Consider the following 22,647-nt stretch of genomic DNA (forward strand, 5'->3'; position numbering starts at 1 on the left):
CTCCTTGGTCAGCGGCTGCGGCGACTGTTCGACGTATGGGGCCGGGGCGGTGCGGGAGCCCGCGCAGGGCCGGTACCCGTGCCTCGCCGGGCGGCGTCTCGGGTCATGCCCACGGAGCGCGTTGGAGGCGGGCGTTCGAGGCCGATGAACGGCACGATCTCGCGTTGGACGACGCCGATGCTGAGGTCGAGGCGCTGGGCAATCCGGGCGGCTTGGCGGCCGATGTCGTCCAGGGGCAGGGAGGCGACCAGAGGTGCGAGCTCCCTGGCCATGTGGAGTCGGCCCTCTAGCCAGTCGAGCCGTGGGGCGGCCGCGGCGATCTCGGCGTCGATGACACGGTCGGCCAGGGGTTCGGCACGGTCGAGGAGCGAGGCGGTGAGCTCGGCCGGGCCTTGGTCGTGGAGCACGGACGCGGGGTCGCTGCCGGTGGGCAGCAGGGCCGCGGTGGGCGAGATTCGGCGCGGGCTGAACAGTTCGAGTGCGGATCGGGCCGAGGTGAGGCCGGCGTCGTCGGCGTCCATCGCCACGACGAGACCGCTCGCGCGCAGGTCGACCGTGACCGCGAGGGCGTCGACGTGGGCCGCGGTGAGCGCTGTGCCGCAGGCGGCCAGGCCTGCGCAGCGCCCGTCGGTGCCGCTGCTGACGGCGATCGCGTCGAGAGGCCCTTCGACGATGGTCGGACGGGCGCCACGGGCCAGAGCGGGGCGGGCCTCGGCTAGTCCGTAGAGCAGGTCGGACTTGCGGTAGATCGGCGTCTGAGGGCTGTTGACGTAGCGGGGGACACGTTCGGGGTCGGCGTCCGGGTGGGCGCGGCCGATGAAGCCGACGACGGCGCCGGCCGGGTCTCGCATCGGGAGCATGAGGCGGTCGCGGAACCGGTCGATGAGCCGGCCGTTGCGGTTCACGGCGGCGAGCCCGGAGGCGAGCAGAACGGCGTCGTCCAGTCCGCTCTCGCGCAGCCGATCGGTGAGCGCATGCCAGGTAGCCGGCGCGTACCCGGCGGACCACGGGTCGTCGAGGGCGGCCGACAGCGAGCGGCCGGTTAGGTAGTCGGGGACCCAGGCGGTGGCGAGGTCCTCGCGGTGGAAGGCCTGGGCGAGTCGGTGCACCTCCAAAAGCTCCGCACGCGTGACCTCGTCCGACGACCTGGTCGGCTCCCTGCGGGGCGGAGTGGAACGGACCCCACCCGTCGTGGCCCTACCCCTCGTCCGGGAAGGAGGGCGCTGGTCGCGGGCGTTGATGGCACTCTCACGTCGCTGCGTGTCCTTCGCCCGCGCTCGAAGTGCGGCGGTCGCCGTCTGGGCGGTCGCCGTCCGCTCGGCCAGCTCTTCGAGCTGTTCCGCGCTTTCAGGCTCAGGCTGCGCTGTGGCGGCGAGGATCTTCCGGGCGGCGCCGAGGACGCGCTCCCCCGTCGTCCGGACGACGTCCTCGGCGACCCGTCCGGCAACACCCTCGGCCCAGTGCGCGACGTACGGGAACGTGTAGGCGCCGCTGTCGAGTCCGTGGACGGCACTGACGAGGTAGGCGACGGACTCCGCCTCGACCTCGACGACCCCGCGGCATGGCACCGCGGCCACCGGGTCGCCGTCCGTGCCGGCGTCCGTGTGCAGCAGGACGTGCCCGAGCTCGTGGGCGAGGGTCTTCACGGCCTGGGCGTCGTCGACGTCGTCGCGGACCCGGACGGTGCGGGTCGCCGGGATCGTCACCCCGTTCGCTCCGCCGCATGGTCCGCGTTCGACGGTGTACCCGGCGGCGGTGACCGCACCGGCCAGTTCTTTCCACAACCCGTCGGGAGCCTGTCCGCGGAGCAACTGCGGGGCCGGTTCCTGCGGCACCGGTGCTCCACTCGTCTGGCCCACGTCCCAGACGTAGGCGGCGCGGAACCCGGTCACGCGCCGCGCCGAGGTGGAGGCGTTCTGCCCGGGCGCATCAGCCTCGGACTGATCGGGGCGCGACTCATCGGCACCCGGGTCAACCGCTGCCCTTCGGACGACGGGCGCGAGGATCGCGATGCCCTTCTCGCCCTTGTCGACCTGCCGGCCGAGGGCCTTCCACGCTTCGTAGCCGGCGACGGCGGTGGCCTCGGGGCACTGGGCGAGGATGAGTATGGTGTTGCCGAAGGAGTAGTCGTGGAACCGGGCGGCGGTGGCGAGCCAGCGGGTCCAGTCCTCCCCCGTCCGCAGTGCGGCGACCTGCTCGGCGAGCCGTGTGTGGAGGGCCTCGAGCTTCGCCGTCCGCGCCTCGTCCGCTCGGGCCTTCTCCTCGGGTGTGGTCGGACGGCGGTAGCGGCCGGACATCAGCCGTCCCTCCGCGGGGCCCGCGCGAGAGCGGCGGAGGGCCGCTCGATGGTCGTCTGCTGCGCGGCGACAGTGGCGGCAAGGTCGTCGAGCTGGTCCTGCATCACGGCGAGGACTGCCATGACGTCGACGGCGGGTGTGGGCGAGGTCTGCGGGCGCGGTGCGGTCATCGAGCACTCCTCGGGATGTGGGGGGTGGCGGTGAGCTGTCGGTGCTGCGGGGCTGCGACGAGCGCGAGCCGTTCCTTGGCTGCTCGTGGCGCAGTGGCCATGGCGGTATGGATGTCGACCGGGAAGGCCTGGCCGACGACGACGAGTGGGTCGTTGCCCGCCGGGAGATGGCCGGCTGCGCCGTAGCGGGCGGCGCGGCCGTCGGAGCCGGCGGACGCCGCGAGGCCTGCGGTGGCCTCGTCGACGCCGGCGGTGGCCAGCACGTCGTCCGTGCCGCGCTCGGCCGCGGCCCGGCCTCGTTCGAAGTCCGCGAGTCGGCGTGCGACCGGGGTGCCGATCGGGTCGAGCCCGTACTCGCCTCTCCAGAGGAACGCTGCGACGTCGAGGCAGTCTTCGGGTGGGAAGCCGGCGGCGCGGGTCGCGTCGAAGGCGGCCATCGCCTCCGGGTGCAGCTGCCGCAGTCGCTCTTCGACGCGCTCGGTGGTGAGCCTGGCCAACGGGTCTGAGGCGGCGTAGTCGCCTGCCGCGGACCAGGAGTCGAGCAGCTCGCTCGTCGAGGCCTGCCGTCGCCAGGCGTCGTCGAGTGCTGCGCCGTAGACGATGCGGGCCGACGCGGCCTCGGCCGCCGCGACAGCGCGGCGGGCGGACGCGTCCTGTTCCGCCGCAGCGTGCGCCGCGCTCTGCCGGTGCGCCCGAAGCCGCGCGGCGGCCTCGGCGACACTGACGACCATCGCCGCGAGCTGAGCAGCGCGGGCGGCGGCCTCCCCGCCCGGGTCCGGGTGCTGGTCGGAGTGGCCATTCATCGCCGGGTCCGCCTCGTGACGTAGGTGGCCGCGGCAGGACGCGGCGGGATGCCGGGGCGCAGCGGACGGCCCGCGGTGGTCTGCGGGAGCAACGGCACGTGAGGCGCCGGCGCGAGCGCGTGCCGAGCACCTCGGGCCTGTCGCGGCGCCACCGGCGTGTGCCCAGGCGCCGGCGAGCCGACGAGCCGCTCGTACGCCTCCGCCCGCGAGACGGTCGCGCCCCGCAGCACGGCGGCGTGGACCCCGGCCGCCCGCAGCGCCTGCGTGGCACGTGGGACGTCGTCCCAGGATTTCGCCGGCACCCAGACGAGCCCGCCGGCGTCCGCGATCGGCCGGAGCCAGGCGTGCCCGCGCAGGTGAGCATCGGTCGTCTCGGCGAGTGCGCTGCTCGTGTCTGCGAGTGCCTCGACGAGTCGGCCGGTCAGCGTCGCGTCGGCGAGCAGCCCGCGCAGGATCGGGCGGCCTGCTTGGAGCTCCTGCCGGAGCAGATGGGCCTGGTGCAGCGGGTACGGGTCGCCGCCGTCCAGTGACGCCGCTCGCCACCGCCGACCGGTGGCCTGGGTCAGCAGCCCCAGGTGATGTCGGACGGCGCCCTTCAGGTCGGGGTCGACGGTCACTCCGGTCTGTCGCCAGGACTCCATGACAGCCGCGAAGGTGCGCTGGTGGCCGAGGGTGATGAGCGCGACGCGTTCGGGGCGCAGATGGGTCGCCGAGCGCAGCAGCGAGGCGAGCTGCTGCTGGGCCCGGATGGCGTGCTCCGCGCTGAGCACTGGGACGACCTCACGCCGCGGTGCGGACTGCGGCTCCGGGCCTGTGGCGGCCACGGGCCCGGAGTCGGCGAGGACGGCCACCTCGCGGGCCGCCGTCCGCAGCCCGGAGGTGACGGCCTTGGCGAGCTTCTCGGCCTGTCGTGCCCGTCCGGGCAGCGCGCCGGCGGCTGCCGCGAGCTCGGAGTCGAGTTCGGCGACCACTCCCGCCAAGGCTGCGACGTCCCCGATAGCGGCCCACGCGACGTCCGGGGCTGTTCTGCCGAGGGTGCCGGTCTGCCACAGGTGGTGCGCCTGTAGCGAGTGCCGGGCGACGTCCTTCCACAGCCGGCCCGCGGGGTTGGGCGAGTTGATGGTCAGGACGTCGGACGGCGCGGTGTCCGCCGGGATGGGCTGGTGGGTGCGCAGTGCCCGGTAGAGCGCCTGGACCGGGTGGGCCTCGAGGTCGGCGAGCCGCGGCTCCAGGAGCGTCGGAGCGATCCCGGTGACGTCGCGGCACATCCGGCGAGCGACGTCGATGACCGTGGCCCTGGCGTAGAGGGCGAGGTCGAGCTCGGCGTCGGTCAGGGCCGAGGTGCCGTGCAGTGCCAGACGGGCCAGGCCCTGTGCCGCGGCACCGAGCTCGGCCTGGAAGGTCATACGACCACTCCCCCGCCGCGGCGCAGCACGATCGCTGCGAGCCCGATCCGGGTGAGGTCCCGCACGGACGACACCTCGTCGAGGGCGGTCTCGAGGTGGCCGAGGGCCTGCCGTCGTGCGGCACGGGCGTCGATCGGCGTCTGGAGCGGCACCGGCGGGTAGGGCGGGGTGACGTCGTCCAGGACGGCGAGTGCCTCTGCGACGGTGAAACGGTCGGCGTCGATGCAGTCCGCCGGCAGGTCGCTGTCCAGCGCCGCGGCCAGGACGCGGCGGGCTGCGTCGATCGACGGCGGGACGGACGTCATCGGGATCAGCGGCGTCGGGACGGCGTCCGCGACGGGCCGCGGCCAGGCGGTGGACCCCGGTGCCTCGGGCGGCGGGCAAGTGGCGGCGGCTCGGTAGTGCTGTCCGGTCATGGGGGTTCTCCTCCGTTGTCGGGTCAGGGCTGGACTCTGCGTCGGGGCGGCTGGGGGCGGCCCGGCTGAAGGCCGGGTCTGTGGACAGGGCCGCGGACAGCCGGGCTGTGGACGAGGCCGCTTGGTGTCGCTGTCGTGGCCGGTCCTCGGCCGCGAGCGGCGGCCCGGGCTGCCACAGAGGCGGCGGCGGGGACGGCGGCCAACTGGTCGGCCGCGCCGCGGGCTGCCGCCGACTGGGCCGTGCGCTGCTGGACGGCGCGCAGCTCGGCGACCGCGTCGGCCAGGTCGGCGAGGTTGGCGATCAGGGCAAGGACCTGGGTCGTCTCGTCGCGGGCGGCGCGGCCGGTGAGGGCGACGAGCCGCGCGACGGCGCGCAGCCCGGTCCCAGTCGGCGTCGCGGCAGGGATCCGGCCATGCAGCTCGCGGGCGGCGCGGTCGTACTGGTCAGCCGCTGCGGTCAGCGGGCCGCCAGTGCGGCCCTCGACGACGCGGGCGGTGGCGGCCAGCGCGCGGCCGGCGGCGTACGCGATGTCCGACGCGGCGGCCGGGTCGGTCGCGGACAGCCGTCGCACCTCGTGTGCCGCGCCGGCCGCCGCCGTGGCCGCGTCGCGCCAGACACTGGCACGTTCCTGGCCTGTCAGGCGGACACGTCGTCCGGTGCGCGGTCCGGCCAGACGGCCGGTCGTGTGTCCGAAGGCATGGCCGCCGTCGTGTCCGACTGCCCAGCGGCGCGCCAGCTTCGGCCACGACAGGTCGGCGGCCAGCCGGCCGCCACCGAACCAGACTGACCGTCCGTCGCCGGTCCGGTCGCCGGGCAGGGCGACGGAGTAGCCGGTCACGACGTCCGCGTCGTGGTCGCTAAACCGTGGCCGCACGAGCAGCCCGGCGTCGGCCAGCCGGCTGAGGAACTCGTCGGCCGTCGCGGCGCCGGCGGCCGCCGTCCGGACCTCCCGCTGCAGCGTCACCCGAGCCGGCTCCCGCCGTCCGGACCGGACGGCCTTCTCGGTCTCGGCGCGCGTCGGACGGTGCGGCGCGGTCCGGTCCCGGGGCGCCGTCCGCGTCAGCCCGAGCTGTGCTTCGGCCGCGCGGCACGCCTCGCCGACCCGGTAGAAGTCGTTGCTCGTCCGGGCCGGCGCGCTGTCCTGTCGCGCCAGGGTGACGACCAGGTGGATGTGGTCGTCGGCGTGCCGGACAGCCACCCAGCGACAGCCGCCATCGTCGCCGTCCGGTGCCAGGCCGGTGCGCGCCACGATGTCGCGCGCCACCACGCGCCACTCCTCGTCGGACAGCCGCCGGTCGGACGGCGCCGTCCGGACGGCGCAGTGCCACACCGGCCGGTCCGGTGGCCGGACGGCAGCGGACAGCGGCTGCTCGAGCAGCCGCGACAGTGTCCTGACGTCGAGCCGTCCGTCGGCGTCCGTGGCCGGCTCGAGGCCGGCCGGGTTGTCGTCCCACGACGCGACCAGGTGCGGTTCGACGTGCTCGTTCGCCTTGCCCGGTCCGTACAGGTACCGGAGCAGCCCGCCGACCCTGCGGCCGCGCATAACCTTGCCGATCACCGCAGCCTCCGCGCCAAGCTCGTGGCGGCCTCGTCGAGCTCGGCCACCGCGTTGGCCGCCAGCGCAACAGCGCGGACCAGCGCGTCGGGCGCCTGGCCGGTCGTGTGAAGCGCCCGGACAGCCTGGTTGACGTTGCTGCCGAACCGGCGCACCTGCGCGCGGGCCGCCATCACCTCAGTGAGGGCCTCACGCCAGGGCTCACTGGCCGGCGGCTGAGTGCCACGGGCCGCAGCAAGCGCAGCGTCGGCTGCGAAGCCGGACGGCGTCAGCCCGGCCCGGCGCGCGGCCGCGGCGATGTCAGCGAGCTCCGCCTCGCTGTAGCGCAGCTTCATCTGCCGAGGGCGACCCGGCTGATGGTGCACACGGTCCCGACCGCAGCGGCGACGGGCCGGCAGCGGCTGCGCGGTCATCGCGCTCCCCCACAGGCCGCCGCCGCAGCGGCTGCCTGCCGACCGCGCCCGGTCGGCCGCGTCTGGGGACCAGACGCATATCTTGCTCCCGCAGCCCAGCTTTGCCCCGAGGGCTCGCATCCGATGCGCGAGGTGCGCGCCTTCTGGCGCGCGGGCGAGCCGGGAGGGACGCAGGGGTCCGCGCTCACCCGAGGGCCACGGCGGATGCTGGAGCTGCTCACGGTTCGACGCTATGCAGGTGGTCACCAGAACCGTTGGTAGGCAACGATTCCTGTTGTGGTGTGTTCTCGCCGGGCACACACAAGCCAACCGTGTTCGTCCGCCGGGGCTCCGTCACGTGTCAGGAAGTTCTTGGCCGGACGGTGCGTGTCTGAACACGACAGAGCCGCCGGACCCTAGGTCCGGCGGCTCTGTCGTCAACACTCGGTCAGGTGAGGCGGGCGCGCTCCTCGACCTGGCTGAGGGTGTACCCGTTGCCGGCGAGGAAGGTCAGGTAGCGTGTGGATGTGGCGCGCGGGTTGCGCCAGGCGGTGCGGTCCATGGCCGCCTCGTATCCGGCGAGCACCTGCGCGAGCGCGATCACCGTCGCGCGCGGCTCGGCCGCCTGACCCGCCGCTTCGACCAGGCCGCCATGTCGGCCGTAAGCGGTGGTCGCCGGCAGCGCGAGCAGGTCGGCCGCGAGGTGGTTGGCCTTGGAGTCAGCGACTAGCGCCACGTCCTGGGCGAGAGCGACGGCGACGAACGCCGCAGTGCCCTTCGGAGGGGTCTTCCTCGCGAGGAACCCTCGCAGCCAGTCACGCCGGACAATCTCTGCGCTGTCCCACGCCTTGTTCGACTCGATGACGTCCCGGCGCTCGGCGCGGGCGGCCTCGCGCTGCTCGTCGGTCATCTCGGCAGTCGTCGGCTTGCTGCTGTTGATCGTCCCGTACAGCGGGTGGTGGCCGTTGCCGGTCGGGTCGGTGCAGACGTAGACCGGCGTCCACTCCCAGCGGCCGTCGTCCGAGTCGTCGTCGTCCGAGTCGTCATCGGAGTCGCCATCCGAGTCTCCGTCCACGTCAGCGATCTCGACCTCACTATCCTCCCCGGCCGAGTCGCTCTCCTCACCTAAGTCGCCCTCGACAGCGCTGACCCGGGTTCCGGCGGCGGGCCGGTCGGTGTGGACCCATGTCTCAGTGAGGTACGCGGCGTGGCCGGGGCAGTCGGCGTGGGACTCCACGGTGAGCGCCGGCCTCGTCGCCCGGTCTGTGTCCGGGGTGTCGGGCACATCGGTGAGGTTGCCGAGCCGGGTGGCCTTGGTGCCGTACTCAGGTCGGTCGATGACCTGGACCCCGGCGGTACGGAGTACGTCAGCAGCGGCGTCGCGGGCGCGGCGCTCGCTGCGGGTGTCACGAAGACGCTGCGCGACGTGGTCGAACTGCCCGGTCCTGGCGGCGGCGACGAGAGCCTTGACCGCGTCGGTGTCGTCGGACATCTCCGCGACGACGCTCGCCTGCAGCAGGTCGAGGAAGTCGTACCGCACGGTCGCGGCAGCCGCGAGATCGTCCTTGGCGACGATCAGGGCGGCGTCGACGTCACGACGAGCAAGCCTCGTCCGCTTGGCGATCTGCGCGGGCGTCACCCCGAACGCCGCGAGCTGGGAGACCACCCCGACACGCTCGGCAGTCGTCAGCCCCGCCCGGTGCTCGTTCTCGGCCCACTGCCCCAGCAGCCTGGCGACCTGCCCAGCCGCGTCGTCCTCGCCGGCCTCGTCCCCGGCGACAACGACGGGGATCGTGGGCAAGGAGTTCTGGACGGCAGCCAAAGTTCGCCGGTGCCCGAACCTCACTCGCAACTGCCCCTCGGCGGTCCGGACGGCGACGACCGGCACCAGCACGCCGAGGTCACGGACAGACGCGACGAAGTCGGCGTCGAGGCGGGCTTCGAGCCGGACGTTCACATCGACGAGCAGCGTGGCCGGATCGACCATCTCGACCCGCACGATCGAAACCTCGCTGGCGCCAGACGGGACATCACTATCGATAGCGGCGTCGGCGGGAGCGACCGTATCCGACGCGGCTGCCGCCGATGCACGGCGAGAGGTCCGGGCAGTGGTGCGCTTGGTGACCATGACGAGAACCTGCTTCCCGCCCGGTGGTGAGCCGCCAGCGCCGTGGGCTGGCTGATCTCGCTCCCTCCGGGCAGGGCTGTCAGCGCGTGGGTGCGGCCGGAGTGCAAGGGCTCGCCGAAGGCGACCGAGCGCAGCGAGGCTCGGCCCTTGCGCGGAGCGCCGTGACCAGGCGCAGACTGGCATGGCCGGAGGGAGCGACAACGACAAGCACTGCGCCGGCGCAGCCGGCTCCGCCTGCCGTTGGCTCTGAACCCACCCGTTCGGATGCCCGTGGTTCGACAGCGGCTGAGGTCAGGCCTCCGCGGTGAGGTAGGTGGCTGGGACGAGCGCAACGACCAGCTCGACCTGCGGACCTGGCACGAACGCGACTCTCCCGGCCCAGCCACCAGAGGCGTCGTTCTCGTCGCGGACCCAGGCCAGGAGCAGCGCAGGCCATCGGCCCGGCCAGCGCGGGTCCTCGTCGATCCAGCAGTGCTTGGCGACCGGCTTCGCGGCTGGCTTGGCCCCCCGCGCGATGCGCAACCGGCGCTGCTGCTCCAGGAAGTGGCTTCCACCCAGGTCGCGCCGGCTGCCAGACGTGGGCACGGGCGCCTGACGAGCAGGCGCCGCGGTGGGGTCGCCGGACAGGAACGCCGGCCGACCGGCGTCGATAGCACGGTTCTCAGCCACCGTCCCAGGATGCCATGCTTCGAACATACGTACGAGTATCCGGTGTCGACGGGCGGCCGCTCTTCCACGTTCAGACCCCGGGACGCGACGAGAATCTCGGACATTCCCCACTTCACGGTAGTCACTCGATAACGTCAAGTGACGATCGTCTAGGGGGTAGTCGTGGCCGAAGAGTCCTGGAACGCCGCTCGCCTGATCCCGACGTCCGGGATCAACGGCGCCGAGGAGCAAGAGCGACGCGCCACGTCCGCGCTGCTTGCGGTGCTGTCCGCGGTGAAGGAGTTCGGCCGGGCCATCGTGGCGCCGCTCGGGGCACCGGCCGGCACGGTCGAGACGTACATCGAGGTGCCGTTCACCCTCGGCGACAAGCGCCTCTACCCGGACGGACTGGTCCGTGTCAGCCGGGGTCAGCGGTCCTGGACCGCGCTCGTCGAGGTGAAGACCGGCACCAACACCCTCGCCGCCGAGCAGCTGGAGAACTACCTCGACATCGCCCGCGAGCAGGGCTACGACGCCGTCATCACCATCTCCAACGAGGTCCCCGCCGTCCGCGGGCAACACCCGACGATCGTCGACCGTCGCAAGCTCCGGAAGGTCGCACTGCACCACCTGCCCTGGGTCGAGGTCCTCGCCGAGGCCGTCATGCAGAAGGAGTTCCGCGGCGTCGCCGACCCCGACCAGGCCTGGATCCTCGGCGAGCTGATCCGCTACCTCGAGCACCCCCGCTCCGGCGCCATGTCCTTCGAAGACATGGGCGCCTCCTGGGTCCCCGTCCGAGAAGCCGTCCACGCCGGCACCCTGCGCGCCGGAGACAAGGGCATCCAGGACGTCGCCTCCAAGTTCGACGCGCTCCTGCGCTACGCCGGGCTACGGCTCGGGCAACGCCTCGGCGCCGACGTCCAGCCGGCTCTGACCCGCAAGGAGCTCGCTGACCCTGCTCTGCGCAGCCAGGCCCTGGTCCAGACCCTGTCCGCCCACGGCACCCTCGCCGGCGGGATCCGGATCCCCGGAGCCACGGCGACCATCACCATCACCGCCGACCTGCGCGCCAACCAGATCCACTGCTCCTGCGAGCTCGACGCCCCCAAGCAAGGCCGCCCCAAGACCCGCGTGACCTGGCTGCTGCGCCAGCTCGAGAAGGCCACCGACACCCTGCGCGTCGAAGCGTTCACCATGCACTCCCGCGGCCCCGGCACCGCCGAGCTCCTACGCACCGTCCGCGACAACCCAGACCTGCTCATCACCGACCCCACCCGCGAACTACGCGCGTTCCGGCTCACCCAGATCACCCCGCTCGGCGCCAAACGCGGCACCGGACGCGGCGCCTTCATCGACTCCGTCATCGACGGCGTCGACACCTTCTACGAGGAGGTCGTCCAGCACCTGCGCTCCTGGACCGCGCCCCCACCACGGCTGCGCGACGACCCCGAGACCGACGACGCAGGCGTGCGCACTGCCCTGATCTCGGCCGGCCTCTCGTCCCAGGACGACCCCGAACCCGCCGGGCACGAGGCGCCGGCCGTCGCGCCGTCGCGGGAGGCATCCGCCGAGCCCGCGAGCCGGGCTGCGCACGACGACGACATCGAACTCACGGGTTCCGAAGAACCCACAGGGTCCGACGCGTGGAGTGACGTCGAGCGCACTGAGTCCGAGGACCCCGGCGGCGCCCACGAACCTGCGGCCGCCCTCGCGCCTGCCGCCCGCGAACCGGTGCCTGCAGGCATCGACCGTGCAACAGCATCGAGCCATCCCATGCCCAGGCGAACGGCGTCCGACGCGGCGGCCTGGTCGTCTTACGCGCCGGCGCCGGCGGTGGTCCGTCCACTGCCCAGTGCCTTCACCTGACTGCCCCCGTTCGGATGTGTTGCGCCGGCGAGGCATTGGCGTGCAGCGTGACGCGGCTGAGCGCCGCGTGTGGCTGACCGTCTTGGCGCCCCTCCCGGGCGGGATATTCGTCTGTGGGTACGAGGGACGCAGGACCCAACAAGAGCAGCGATGCCGGCACCGCCAAACTCTTGAGCAAATGGAGCCAGGTGACCGAAAAGCAACAAGCGACTGCGCCGGTGGGTAACACTGTGGCGATGCTCGACGAGTCTGCGACTTCTCCGATATCGCTTGAGCTTGCTCGGGCGACCGACGCCGAGGGTATCCAGGCGGCAATTGAACTCGGCAACACATGCAAGTTGACGATCGGCCAGCTGCCCTTTGCCGTGTACCGCGAGTGCGCAGCTGGCGGGACGCTGCTCCTCGCTCGAAAATCCGAGTCCTTGATCGGCTACGCCCTCTATCAGTTGGCCAAGGGTCGTGTTCGCTTGGTTCACCTGTGCGTCGCTCCGTCCGCACGGGGCAAGGGCGTCGCACGCTTGATGGTCGAGGAGATCAGCAGCCGCCATGCGGAACTCCTTGGGATCTCCGCCAGATGCCGCCGCGATTACGACATCGGCGCGGTATGGATCGGCTTGGGCTTCACGGCCCGAGGCGAACGACCCGGGCGAGGTCGTGACGCCAGTCCAATCGTCGATTGGTGGAGGGACCACAATCATCCGAACCTGTTTACTGCGCCGGACTCGGTACTGGTTCGTGCAGCGATAGACCTCAACGTCCTGCGGGACCTCGTTGACCCCAGCAGGCCCGGCTCGCTGGAATCACGGGCACTCCTCGGCGACGAGTACGTGGGGCGATTGGAACTCGTCCGTACCGCGGGCCTGGACGCCGAACTGGACGCCACTCAAGGAGCCCTGCGGCGAGCATGCCTTGAGGCCGCGACGACACTCACGCACGTGCCAACACAGAGCGATCGGACGTTGACAATCCGCGACGACCTGCTTGCGGCGGCGCGGAGGCGGACGCTTGGGTACCCGGAGTCGCCCCAGGACCGGCACGACCTGCGACACGTCGTGGAGGCGGCGGCCGCCAGCCTGAATGTATTGATCACTCGGGACCAAGACCTGCGCCGGACGCTTGGCGAGGCTGCAAGCCTGCACGGGCTGCAGATCTTGTCACCGGTCGAAGCTATGGTCCGCCTTGACGAACTAGCCAACGCAGAGGCATACAGGCCGGTAGACCTCCAGGGCACCAGTTGGGAGGTGCGCCGCCTCAGGGTAGAAGACCGGGCCCGGCTCGACGCACTCATGAACACCAACGAGGGCGAACGCCGACAGGAGTGGAGGGGGTTGGTGAACTCACTTGTGCTGGAGTCCGTGGAGCACGTCGGAATCTTCGGTTCCGACGGTGGCGTTGCGGCAGCGTATGCGGTCGAGGTGGACGATCGACAGCTTTTCGTTCGCTTCCTGCGGGTCGCCTCTCGCCCGGAAGGCGAGACGCTCGCGCGTCAGTTGCTCTTTCAGCTTCGTCAGCGCGCACATGGCGCAGGTGCGCGTGTGATCATGATCGCCGATCCTCACCTTCCGCGCATGGTCAGAATTGCCGCGCTGAATGACGGCTTCGTCGAGTCGGCGGGACACCTGTGCGCTCTGACACTTCCCGTCGTCGACAGCGCCGACGTCGTCGAGCGAGAGGCAATCGAGGCGGCTCGCACCGCGGGCATCCCCGAGCCTCCTCTCCTCCGCCCCGGCCTGACCGCGACCGCAGCTGCCGAGCTCGAGCGAGTGTGGTGGCCCGTCAAGATCATCGACGCTGAGCTTCCCTGCTACCTTGTGCCCATCCAGCAGCGGTTCTCGAGTGACCTCCTTGGGGTGCCGAGAGGCCTGCTACCCCGGAATGATGATCTCGGCCTGCAGCGCGAGCACGTCTATTACCGCCGAACGGGTGGCACTCCCATCCGGCATCCTGCGCGGATCCTCTGGTACATGAGCCAGGGCACCAACCACGCCCCAGAGCCGTCAGCCGTGATCGGCTGCTCCCAACTGGACGTCGCCACGGACGGCCAAGCCGAGGATCTTCACAGTCGCTACCGTCACCTCGGCGTATGGACGCTCAGCCAGGTCAAGGACGCCGAGCACAATGGCGCCGTGCAGGCGCTTCGCTTCTCTAATACCAAGATCTTCTCGTCGGGCCTGACGCACCACACACTGGCGACGGCGTTCGCGAGGCATGGCCGAACCTGGCAGCCCCCGCCGGGCCCGCTTCGGCTGGAACCGCGACTCTTCGCGGACCTATACAACCTTGGAGAGTCGGGGTGAGTTCCGTGCGAACACTGCTGTTGTCTCTCCGTCCACGATTCGCGTCGTCGATCTTGGACGGGACGAAGTCCGTGGAGGTACGCCGGCGGACGGTCAACGCATCTCCGGGAACGACAGTGATCCTCTATGCAAGTTCACCAGTTAGGGCCGTTGTCGGCACAGCTCGCCTGGCCGACGTCCAAGTACTGCCTCCGCGAGAGGCTTGGCGCCGGCACTCCCGTCGGATGGGCATCACGCACATTGAACTGCGGGACTATCTGGATGGAGTTGACCTCGCCCATCTGCTATTGCTCGAGCGAGTCAACAGACTGGATCGTCCGCTGTACTTGGGCGACCTCCAAGATCAGGCACCGTTTCGTCCACCCCAGAGTTTCCGGTACATCCACGCAAGCGATCCCACACCGCTCCTGGAACTCGTGGCTGCACAGCGGTAGGACTGCCACTCGAACTGTGGGTCGACGGTTCAGTTCGGTCCGCCGCCGGCTGACGGCGGCCGCTCGCTGGCCCGGTCCTGGGTCCGCACGGCGGGGCCTGCCGCCCGGTTTGGAGCCGCTGCACCGGGTGTTGGCGGACGGCCGGGTCCATGGGTGGGTCGACATCCCTGAGGCCCTAACCCGGGCGGGGCTGCCTGCGGTGATGGACCTGGACTGGCTGCACCTGCTCACCGGGTGGTTCACCCGGCCGGGCTGGCAGCCGGCCGCGGACGGCGGCCCGGCCCGGCTGGTCGGGCCTCCTGTGCGGTCCGAGCCGGGCCGCACTGAACCCTGGATCTCCCGGAGGACCCCGCCGTCCTCGTTGCGGTCTAGCCAGAGCTCACCGCACACCGGCCGTTGGTGGTCAGCGAACGTGCCCCCCCTGCGAGCCGCACGTACTGCCCGGTGAAACGCACGGGGCCGGCGTTGTCGGAGTCCCGTGCCACGCTGGAGCACATGAACCATGAGGACCGGGCTCAAGCGGTTGCGCGCATCGATGAGCCGAGGGTTCCTCCCCTGCCGCGCCGACCGCCGGTGATCTCGCTGAGACAGCGCCCTGGTTTGTCGACCACGCCCGGCCAGGAGCAGCTGGTGGCGGTGCTTGACACGAACGCCCTGGCGAACGCCGCGTGCTTCGAGGCGAGCTCGGGCCACGAGTCGCTCGTGACGCGGCTGGTGCAGACGGGGCGCGTGCCGTGTTTCATCGCAGACCACGTGCCCGCCGAGATCGCTGAGCACCTCCCCCGGATCGCTCGCACGCAGGGCACTGACCCCGTAGCTGCCTTTGAGGTGTGGGAGCACAAGATCTCCCCGCTCCTACGCGTGGTCGAGCTGCCGATCGGGGAGTATCTGCGACCCGAGATCGCCACCATCCGCGATCCTCGGCGAGGTGACCTGGACGACTGGCCGACCCTCGCCCTGGCCGCGTTCCTAGCGCCTGCGCAGGTGGTCGCACGCGACGCCGTGTTTCACCGGCTCGGCTACGCGAACGATGACGAGGACTGGACCGTGACAGCGGGCGTGCTGCGCCGGGCGGCCCAGCTGGAGGGTGAGCAGATCGAGCGGGTCTTCATGAGCATCATGACCGGCCGCATCTTGTGGGCCGGCGGTGCGGGTCTCGTGCGGCTTGGCCAGCGGTTGCCCTGGGCTCTCCCGTTCGTTGGTGCCGGGGCCTTGCTCTTGGCATGGCGGACTTGGGAGCTACGAGCTGGTGTTCGCGCGTTCATCGGCGATGCCCGCGAGGCACTCGCCCCGCACTGGCGGCGGATCATGGAAGACCTGGCTGAGCAGGCTGAGCTACGAGCATCGCTTGCCGGCGTCGAAGATCCGCCGTGGCGGACGGAGAGTCTCGTGGAGCGCTGCGCGCGGTACCTCGCCCGGAGCGGGGACCCCATGACCACCGGCGAGCTGCGCGACGCGCTGGCTCCAGGCTCTCTTGAGCGAATCTCGGCGGCTGGCATTGAGCGGGCCATCGCTGGCCATCCGTCGTTCCAACGCCTGCCCGGCCGGCGGTACCAAATCGGGCGCGGCGTCGACTGCGACGTCATGGAGTGAGCCGGGCGGGATGGCCGCGTCGCCGCGAGCCTGAGGGAAGGATCTTGATGCAAAGAACGACGCTACAACTGGGCAGGCTCTGGAAGATCGGCGAGCGCCTTGGAGGCGGTGGCTTCGGCGACGTATTCGCGGCCACCTGCGAAGGTGCGGAGGCAGCGCTCAAGCTGGTACGAAAGCTCCCCGGGGCACAACGCGAGCTGCTGTTCGTAGACCTGGGGGCGACGCGCAACGTCGTCCCGGTGATCGACCAGGGCGAGACCGACGATGCCTGGGTCATCGTGATGCCAAGGGCCGAGAAGTCACTGCGGGATGTGCTCGACCAGACGGGCGCAGCTCTCAGCACCGGACTGGCGGTCGCGGTGCTCACAGACATCGCTCAGGCGCTCGGTGACTTGTCGGGCCGCGCGGTGCATCGGGACCTCAAGCCAGAGAACGTGCTGCTGCTCGGCGGCCACTGGTGCCTGGCCGACTTCGGCATCTCACGGTTCGCCCAGGCGACCACAGCGCCCGACACCCGCAAGTTCGCCAAGACGCCGGCCTACGCCGCCCCTGAGCAGTGGCGTGACGAGCGAGCGACAAGCGCCACTGACGTGTACGCGTTCGGTGTGATCGCCTACGAACTGCTGGCGGGGTGCCGACCGTTTGCTGGCCCCGATGTCCACGACCTGCGCGAGCAACACTTGCACGAGGCTCCGACTCCACTCCGGAACGTCCCGGTCACCTTGGCCGCCCTCGTTGAGGAGTGCCTATACAAGCAAGCCGAAGCGCGGCCGAGTGCCACCGACTTGGCGCGACGGCTGACGGGAGTTCTCGTGCCTGCGGCGGCCCCCGGGCTAGCCAAGCTACAGGCCGCACACCACAAGCAGGTAGGCGACCGGGCCGACGCAGATCGCCGGGCCTCGCAGGAGGTGTCGTCGACGGAGCGCCGGGCCCGTCTGTACGACGCCGCTCGTCAGAACTTCACCGGGATCTCCGGCACCGTCCGCGACGCGCTCGAGGAGGCAGCACCATCCGCGGCCTCGACTCCTGCCGTGGGCTCGAGGAACGGGCAATGGACCCTTCGCCTTGGGACCGCATCGCTTGAGGTGACGGCCCCGTCGGCGACCTCCGCCGAGCTGTGGGGACTGCCCGGCCATCCATCCTTCGATGTCGTCGCATATGTCTCCATCCGCCTGGCCATCCCGGCGAACCGCTACGGCTACGAGGGGCGCAGCCACGCGCTGTGGTATTGCGATGCCATCGAGGAGGGGCGCTTCGGCTGGTACGAGCTGGCGTTCATGCACCATCCACTGATGGCTCGCTCGTCGTCCGTCGCGCCGTTCGCGCTCAGACCGGGGCCGGAGTCGGCAGGCGCACTCTCGCCCGGCATGGATGTGATGCAGCTGGCGTGGCCGTTCACCCGGTTGACCGGCGAGGACCTGTCTGACTTCATCAGCCGTTGGGCAGGCTGGCTGAGCGACGCGTCGGCCGGCGGCTGGAGCCAGCCCGGCACGATGCCGGAAGTGCCTGTCCCCCAGGTGTGGCGACGATGAGGAGCCGCAAACAGTGACCGAACTGCCGCAGCATCAGGTTTCGCCCGAGGCCACCGGCGGAGCCGGGACTATCGAGGAGTACACGCTCGGAGCAGTGGCCCTGACGCGGCTTCTCACCGGTGACCTGCTTCCCGGTCTTGCTGGCTCGCCGACGTCCATCGGGATGCAGCGGCGCGTGGCCGGCAACACCCTTGATGACCTCGTCGTCCGGTCGCGCTCAAGTTCGGGCGAGGTCGGGATCGACTTCCAGATCAAGCGCACCGCGTCTCCGACCAAGTCCAACACTGCGTTCTGCGATGCGCTGGCCCAGTGCCTTGAGACCATGGACAAGCAGGCCAAGGCGCTGGCCAACGGCAGTCTGCAACTGGGTCTGGGGGCTTCGGCGCCGACCGGCCCGCTCAGCGAACTCAAGCGACTGACGAAGCTGGCTCGCTCCCACCCCACGCCGGAGACCTTCCTGGGCGTCCTGCTGCCTGGTGCCACCGACGCGGATGTACGCAGCCGGTTTACGTCCGTTCGGGAGGCCGTCGCCCAGGTTTGTGCTGACCGCGGCGTGACCATTGAGGACGATGCGCTTGTTGAGCTGACGTACCGGTTCCTGAAGTACCTGCGCGTCTGGATCTTTGAGGCCGAGGGCGACGGACGAGACGTTCTGGAGGCCACGAGCCGCCTTGCGGCCCTCCTGCCTGCCGGAGGGCCTACGGCCCAGCAGGCGTTCGCCACGCTGCGCACGCTGGCCGAGGAGTGAGGTCCGAACGCAGGTGTGATCGACGCCCCCATGCTGCGCGCGACCCTGCTTGCCCGCGGCATACCCCTGACGACGGATCCACGGCACCGGATAGAGCTGGACCGCGTCCTCGACGCCTCCCGCCAGGAGCTCGCTCGCACCGTTGACCAAATGGGCGGGACGCTCCGGCTGGAACGAGCGGCGGCGGCTCACGCGCTCGGCGAGGCCATCCAGGCGGGCGGCATCGTGCTGGCGTCTGGCGCGGCCGGTGTCGGAAAGTCGGTCTTGGCGCGGCGGGCGGTGCAGGGCCTCGGCGACGGCGCCACGGTCGTCGCCATCAGCCTCACTACCCGTAGCGGCGACACGCTGGCGACCGTCCAGCAGGAGCTGGGTGTCTCGCACCTCAGGACCGTGCTAGCCGCCGCGCCGACGACCGGCCCGTGTGTTCTCCTCATCGACGGGGCCGAGCACACGCTTACCGATGCGGGACGGCTCCTGGAATCCTTGCTGGAGGCCGCACCCTCCGACGGTGCCAACTCACCGCCTTGGACAGTCGTCATCACCAGCCGGGCGGACGCAGCCGGGCCGCTCACCCAGCGGCTCGGGGACCGGCTGAAGACTCACGTGCAACTGGAGGAGCTGTCTGATCCTGAGGTGGAAGAGGTCAGCGCTGCCTTCCCGGCTCTGGCACCACTCCTTCGCCACCCCCGGAGCAAGCGGCTGCTGCGCCGGCCCTACCTCGTCGACCTCATGGTCCGTTCCCAGGCTGCTCCTGGGGCGGATGAGGCTCTCGGCGAGGAGGACATCATCACGGTGGTTCATGAGAAGGTCGTGCGGCGCAGCGACGGCGCTCTGCCTGGGCAAGGTTCGGCACACGACCGTGACGTGGCCTGGAGCACGCTGGCCGAGGCGGTCATCGCTGGCACCGGCAGCAGCCGCCTCGTCGGGGTGGAGGGGTCGGCCGTCGGGGGCCTCGTGAGCGACGACATCCTGCGGCGCAAGAGTTCGACGTACCGCTTCGCCCACGATGTGCTGGCGGACTATGCGACCGCCATGCGGCTGGCTGACGACGACGGCCCGGCGCTCTTGGCGGCTGCTGCCGCCCCGCGCTCACTGATCCGGGCGGTGCGGCTGGCCTTACAGCGCCAGCTCGCCGAAGCAGCAGGAGACGAAGGCGAGGTTCGCCGGGTGTGGGCGGAGGCGCTCGGTCTTTGCCGCGACCTATCGGCCAGGGACGGCAGCCGCTGGGATGAGGTGCCGTTTGAAGCGCTCGTCTCGATCGGTAGCCCCGATGACGTACTGACGGTCTTGACGCCCGACCTCTTGGCCGACGATGGCGCGGGCCTCGGCAAGCTCATCGACGTGACCGGCCGGTACGCCACGACGTCCCGGCTTGAGCCGGGCGGCGCCAGGCTTGAGATTGACGACGTGCTGGCGGCGCCGGTGGTGAAGCTCCTGGGCACGCTGTCTGACCAGATCCCGGAGCGGCTCACCGTCGTTGCCACACAGCTCATTCATCGCTGGCTTGTGAGTGTGGAGATCAACGGGCGCCAGGTTGTCACCTTCATCCCCGATCCCGCCGTTTTGAGTGCTGCCGTCGCCACCTGGGCAGCGGACGACTCATATGGCGACCGGTATGAGGCCGCCCTGGCAGTGGTGGGGCTGCTCGGTGGATACCTCACGACCGAGGGCCGCACGCTGCTGGACCAGGCTCGCGGACACGACCTCGACGTGGTCGCCGAGGACCCTGAGGTAGCGGCGGCGCTGGCTCGGGACAATCCCGCGCTCTTGCTTGAGGTCGCCGGGAGCTTCTATCTGGATCTTCCGCTGACGCTCGACCCGGCGTTCCCGCCGCGCCGGCCCGCGCGGCCCAGCGGCATCCCCGGAAGCATCCGCCACGGGCTGTCTGGTTATGAAGCTGAGGACGGCGTACGGGAGCACTCCCACCACACGTCGAGCCGACTGGGGTTTGGGCTGGCGGGGCCCGACCGGGGGCCGTTCGCGGTGCTCCTAGCGGCCTCACGCGAGCACGGCCTCAGGCTGGTGGGTGCCGTCGTGGATGCGGCCTCCGCCGCGCGGATCCAGGTCGAGCAGTCGTTCGGTGACCCGCCGGACGAGGTCGAGCTTCCGCTCCAACTGCCGCACTGGAACGAGGCCGTGACCTATACCGGACCCGGAACCTCCTGGGGCTGGTACCGCATGTCTGGCAACGGAGCGTACGCCGCGATGTCGGCGCTCATGGCGCTGCGCGTCTGGGCGAAGGAGCAACTTTCGACCAGGACCCTGGCCGACGTCCTCGACGAGGTGCTGGGGGCCGGGACGAGCGTGGCCTTTCCGGCGGTGGCGTACTCGTTGCTGGTGCCTGATCTGCCAGCCGCCGGGAGCATCCTGGATTCGTTCCTTGAGCACCCCAGTGTGTGGAACCTGGAGGCGGGGCGCATCGTCGGCGAGGGCGGCATGTTTCGAGCGACCGAGGACCTCGAGGCCCTGCGTATCCGCCCAGAACAGATCGTGATGTGGCTTGTGCTCACGGGCGACGACGAGCGCAAGGCAGCGCTCAAGGCCGCTGGCGACCGGCTGCTCGAAAGGTCCCGCGAGGCGCTGGGCGATCCGGACCCCGACGACGATCTGCCGGTCGCGCGCCGCCGGGCCCTCATGTTCGACGCTGCGTCGTACCGCCAGACCCCGTCGACCGAGCAGCCGGGCATGGTTGAGATCTCGGTCGACGTGCCGGAGGACGTCCAGGAGCAGCTCGATCGCGGTGGCGGGCGGGCGGCCACACTGAGCCTCTCCGCGAGCAACGCGATGTTCAGGGCCCTAAAGCTTCGCGACGGGGAGTCCACCGAGCCACCGGCGGCGCAGCTCTACGCCCAGGTTCAGGAGCTGCTGACGGCGATTGCGGAGACGCCGGGAGCGGAAGTCCTCTACACCGAGGAGGACGCCAGGGCGATTGCTGCAGCTGCGGTGGTGGTGCGGGCTGCGGCTGGCGATGACGCTGCGCTGGCACTGCTGCCCGAAGCCACCGGCGCGCTCATCTCGATCGCGAACGAGACGAAGCCAGAGCCGGAGAGCTACCGGTCTGGCCGCGACATGAGCTGGGACATGGGCGCGGACCGTTCAGTCGCCACCGCCCTCCCCCTGATCCTGCTCGACGACGATCTGCTGGTAGCCAGCGGCGCCAACCGCACCGACGTGTCAACGGCCATCGAGGGGCTGGCAACGAGCACCTCGCGGGAGGTGCACGAGCGTCTCTGGAACGGCCTGGCGAATGTGTGGGCGCAGGGCTGTGACGGCGATGAGGCGCGCCAGGTCAACCACGTCACGGCCATAGCGGTCTACCGCGAGTGGCTCATGAGCGCAGGCATTGGTCCGTGGAACGGCGTCGAGCGGCCCCGGGTGCGGCTGTCGGAGCCGCTCGACGCCGCCCTCCAGCTGCGGGACCTCATATTCGACGTATCGGCGGCAGTGGACGCCCTGCCCGGTTTGAAGTTGGCGGCGGCTTGCGACTGCGAGCACGGGGAGGCGGCACGCGAAACGCTCGCCACGCTCATCAAGCACGATGTGCGGGCCTGGCCTGATGAGTGGGCCCGTCACCGCTACCACGGCTCCGGAGTTTGGCGGGGTGAGCTGGACGCATGGGTTGCGCAGCAGGTGCTGGATGGCGACGATGAGCTGCTGAAGCTCTACCTCAGCCGTTTCGCCACGGTGCCGGAGCAGCTCACGGGGCTCCTCACCGCGCTGGCAGACCGTGCGATCTCGCCTGAGCAAAGCACGCGGCTGTTTGATGTCTGGCCCACCGTTCTCGATCGGCTGCTACCCGGAGCCCGGCATGTGCCTGCGCCAGGCGAAGAGCGGTCGTACTGGCGTGACGAAGCTGACCTCGACAAGGCTCTCCTACCGAAGCGACCGAAAGTGGCGCCGTGGCCACTGGAAGAGTGGGTTCGGGGCCTTGTGCGCTGGATGGAGGCGTTCGCCCCCAGGCCGAGCCTTGCGGACCGGCTCATGCAGTGTCTGGGGGCATTCGGCCACGCCATCTCAGCCGAAGGTGTTGGCCTGATTCTGCGGACGCTGGGTGACAACCCTGCCCGGATGCTCCAAGAGAGCCGATACGTCACGGGGTGGCTGCACCTCGTGCTCGTGGAACACCCCGAGGGGCTTGAGGCACACCGGCCAGCTCTGCGACAGCTCCTGGACGACCTGGCAGCGCAGGGATCTACGCACGCTACCGAGATCCAGCGAGAGCTGGAGGCATAGGGGCACCGTTGCCTCGTCGGAGGTCTGGTAACGGGAACGGCTGCGCCTCGAACGGGTCACGTCCCCTGGCGTGGTGGAGTTCGGGTGAGGTCGTGGGCCGCGTGTCGATCATGACGTGAGCGGCCATC

General features: G+C 70.7%; 16 protein-coding genes. 7 read left to right on the forward strand and 9 right to left on the reverse strand.

Features of this window, described 5'->3' with window-relative positions; translation table 11 throughout:
* Window positions 1-8: 8 nt before the first annotated feature.
* From ECOMGDLI_RS24480 to ECOMGDLI_RS24515, 9 genes are all read right to left on the reverse strand, one after another.
* On the reverse strand, window positions 9-2,297 hold the full coding sequence (locus tag ECOMGDLI_RS24480) for a toprim domain-containing protein (RefSeq protein WP_088319469.1): 2,289 nt from the start codon (window positions 2,295-2,297) through the stop codon (window positions 9-11).
* Entirely contained in the window at window positions 2,297-2,467 is a 171-nt protein-coding gene (locus ECOMGDLI_RS34860) for a hypothetical protein (protein ID WP_158221139.1), read from the reverse strand. The genes ECOMGDLI_RS24480 and ECOMGDLI_RS34860 overlap by 1 nt, the downstream gene beginning before the upstream one ends.
* Window positions 2,464-3,270 carry a hypothetical protein gene (locus tag ECOMGDLI_RS24485; RefSeq protein WP_088319470.1) on the reverse strand — a complete coding sequence of 269 codons (807 nt, stop codon included), beginning with the start codon at window positions 3,268-3,270 and terminating at the stop codon, window positions 2,464-2,466. The genes ECOMGDLI_RS34860 and ECOMGDLI_RS24485 overlap by 4 nt, the downstream gene beginning before the upstream one ends.
* Window positions 3,267-4,676 (reverse strand): hypothetical protein, encoded by a 1,410-nt coding sequence (locus ECOMGDLI_RS24490; RefSeq protein WP_088319471.1) that lies wholly within the window; start codon window positions 4,674-4,676, stop codon window positions 3,267-3,269. The genes ECOMGDLI_RS24485 and ECOMGDLI_RS24490 overlap by 4 nt, the downstream gene beginning before the upstream one ends.
* Window positions 4,673-5,092: a hypothetical protein gene (locus tag ECOMGDLI_RS24495; protein WP_088319472.1), complete on the reverse strand. Its 420-nt coding sequence runs from the start codon at window positions 5,090-5,092 to the stop codon at window positions 4,673-4,675. Before ECOMGDLI_RS24495 ends, ECOMGDLI_RS24490 begins: the two co-directional genes overlap by 4 nt.
* 23 nt (window positions 5,093-5,115) lie before the next feature.
* Complete coding sequence (locus ECOMGDLI_RS24500) at window positions 5,116-6,651, reverse strand: relaxase (RefSeq protein ID WP_143447898.1); 1,536 nt, start codon at window positions 6,649-6,651, stop codon at window positions 5,116-5,118.
* Entirely contained in the window at window positions 6,648-6,983 is a 336-nt protein-coding gene (gene mobC / locus ECOMGDLI_RS34865; RefSeq protein ID WP_088319474.1) for a plasmid mobilization relaxosome protein MobC, read from the reverse strand. Before mobC ends, ECOMGDLI_RS24500 begins: the two co-directional genes overlap by 4 nt.
* A gap of 505 nt (window positions 6,984-7,488) precedes the next feature.
* On the reverse strand, window positions 7,489-9,168 hold the full coding sequence (locus ECOMGDLI_RS24510) for a ParB N-terminal domain-containing protein (protein ID WP_233153616.1): 1,680 nt from the start codon (window positions 9,166-9,168) through the stop codon (window positions 7,489-7,491).
* A 291-nt stretch (window positions 9,169-9,459) separates the two neighbouring features.
* Window positions 9,460-9,837, reverse strand: a complete 378-nt coding sequence (locus tag ECOMGDLI_RS24515) for a hypothetical protein (protein WP_143447900.1) — start codon at window positions 9,835-9,837, stop codon at window positions 9,460-9,462.
* 162 nt (window positions 9,838-9,999) lie between these two features.
* Here ECOMGDLI_RS24515 and ECOMGDLI_RS24520 point away from each other — a divergent pair, with 162 nt between their 5' ends.
* From ECOMGDLI_RS24520 to ECOMGDLI_RS24550, 7 genes are all read left to right on the forward strand, one after another.
* Window positions 10,000-11,682, forward strand: a complete 1,683-nt coding sequence (locus ECOMGDLI_RS24520) for a hypothetical protein (RefSeq protein ID WP_198955152.1) — start codon at window positions 10,000-10,002, stop codon at window positions 11,680-11,682.
* Between the two features lie 188 nt (window positions 11,683-11,870).
* Window positions 11,871-13,979 carry a GNAT family N-acetyltransferase gene (locus tag ECOMGDLI_RS24525; RefSeq protein ID WP_158221140.1) on the forward strand — a complete coding sequence of 703 codons (2,109 nt, stop codon included), beginning with the start codon at window positions 11,871-11,873 and terminating at the stop codon, window positions 13,977-13,979.
* A gap of 71 nt (window positions 13,980-14,050) precedes the next feature.
* Complete coding sequence (locus ECOMGDLI_RS36980; protein ID WP_369812787.1) at window positions 14,051-14,413, forward strand: hypothetical protein; 363 nt, start codon at window positions 14,051-14,053, stop codon at window positions 14,411-14,413.
* A gap of 495 nt (window positions 14,414-14,908) precedes the next feature.
* Complete coding sequence (locus tag ECOMGDLI_RS24535; protein ID WP_143447902.1) at window positions 14,909-16,006, forward strand: PIN domain-containing protein; 1,098 nt, start codon at window positions 14,909-14,911, stop codon at window positions 16,004-16,006.
* A 47-nt stretch (window positions 16,007-16,053) separates the two neighbouring features.
* Window positions 16,054-17,538: a serine/threonine-protein kinase gene (locus ECOMGDLI_RS24540; RefSeq protein WP_088319480.1), complete on the forward strand. Its 1,485-nt coding sequence runs from the start codon at window positions 16,054-16,056 to the stop codon at window positions 17,536-17,538.
* A 13-nt stretch (window positions 17,539-17,551) separates the two neighbouring features.
* Window positions 17,552-18,286 carry a hypothetical protein gene (locus ECOMGDLI_RS24545; protein ID WP_088319481.1) on the forward strand — a complete coding sequence of 245 codons (735 nt, stop codon included), beginning with the start codon at window positions 17,552-17,554 and terminating at the stop codon, window positions 18,284-18,286.
* 15 nt (window positions 18,287-18,301) lie between these two features.
* Window positions 18,302-22,519: an AAA family ATPase gene (locus ECOMGDLI_RS24550; protein WP_088319482.1), complete on the forward strand. Its 4,218-nt coding sequence runs from the start codon at window positions 18,302-18,304 to the stop codon at window positions 22,517-22,519.
* Window positions 22,520-22,647 lie beyond the last annotated feature (128 nt).

It is taken from the genome of Kineosporia sp. R_H_3 (assembly GCF_002198675.1).
Lineage (GTDB): Bacteria > Actinomycetota > Actinomycetes > Actinomycetales > Kineosporiaceae > R-H-3.

Bases quoted from the DNA above. Each gene is read 5' to 3' on its own strand.
- ECOMGDLI_RS24480 (WP_088319469.1), bottom strand. From the start codon at position 2,297: ATGTCCGGCCGCTACCGCCGTCCGACCACACCCGAGGAGAAGGCCCGA.
- ECOMGDLI_RS34860 (WP_158221139.1), bottom strand. From the start codon at position 2,467: ATGACCGCACCGCGCCCGCAGACCTCGCCCACACCCGCCGTCGACGTC.
- ECOMGDLI_RS24485 (WP_088319470.1), bottom strand. From the start codon at position 3,270: ATGAATGGCCACTCCGACCAGCACCCGGACCCGGGCGGGGAGGCCGCC.
- ECOMGDLI_RS24490 (WP_088319471.1), bottom strand. From the start codon at position 4,676: ATGACCTTCCAGGCCGAGCTCGGTGCCGCGGCACAGGGCCTGGCCCGT.
- ECOMGDLI_RS24495 (WP_088319472.1), bottom strand. From the start codon at position 5,092: ATGACCGGACAGCACTACCGAGCCGCCGCCACTTGCCCGCCGCCCGAG.
- mobC (WP_088319474.1), bottom strand. From the start codon at position 6,983: ATGAAGCTGCGCTACAGCGAGGCGGAGCTCGCTGACATCGCCGCGGCC.
- ECOMGDLI_RS24510 (WP_233153616.1), bottom strand. From the start codon at position 9,168: ATGGTCACCAAGCGCACCACTGCCCGGACCTCTCGCCGTGCATCGGCG.
- ECOMGDLI_RS24535 (WP_143447902.1), top strand. From the start codon at position 14,909: ATGAACCATGAGGACCGGGCTCAAGCGGTTGCGCGCATCGATGAGCCG.
- ECOMGDLI_RS24540 (WP_088319480.1), top strand. From the start codon at position 16,054: ATGCAAAGAACGACGCTACAACTGGGCAGGCTCTGGAAGATCGGCGAG.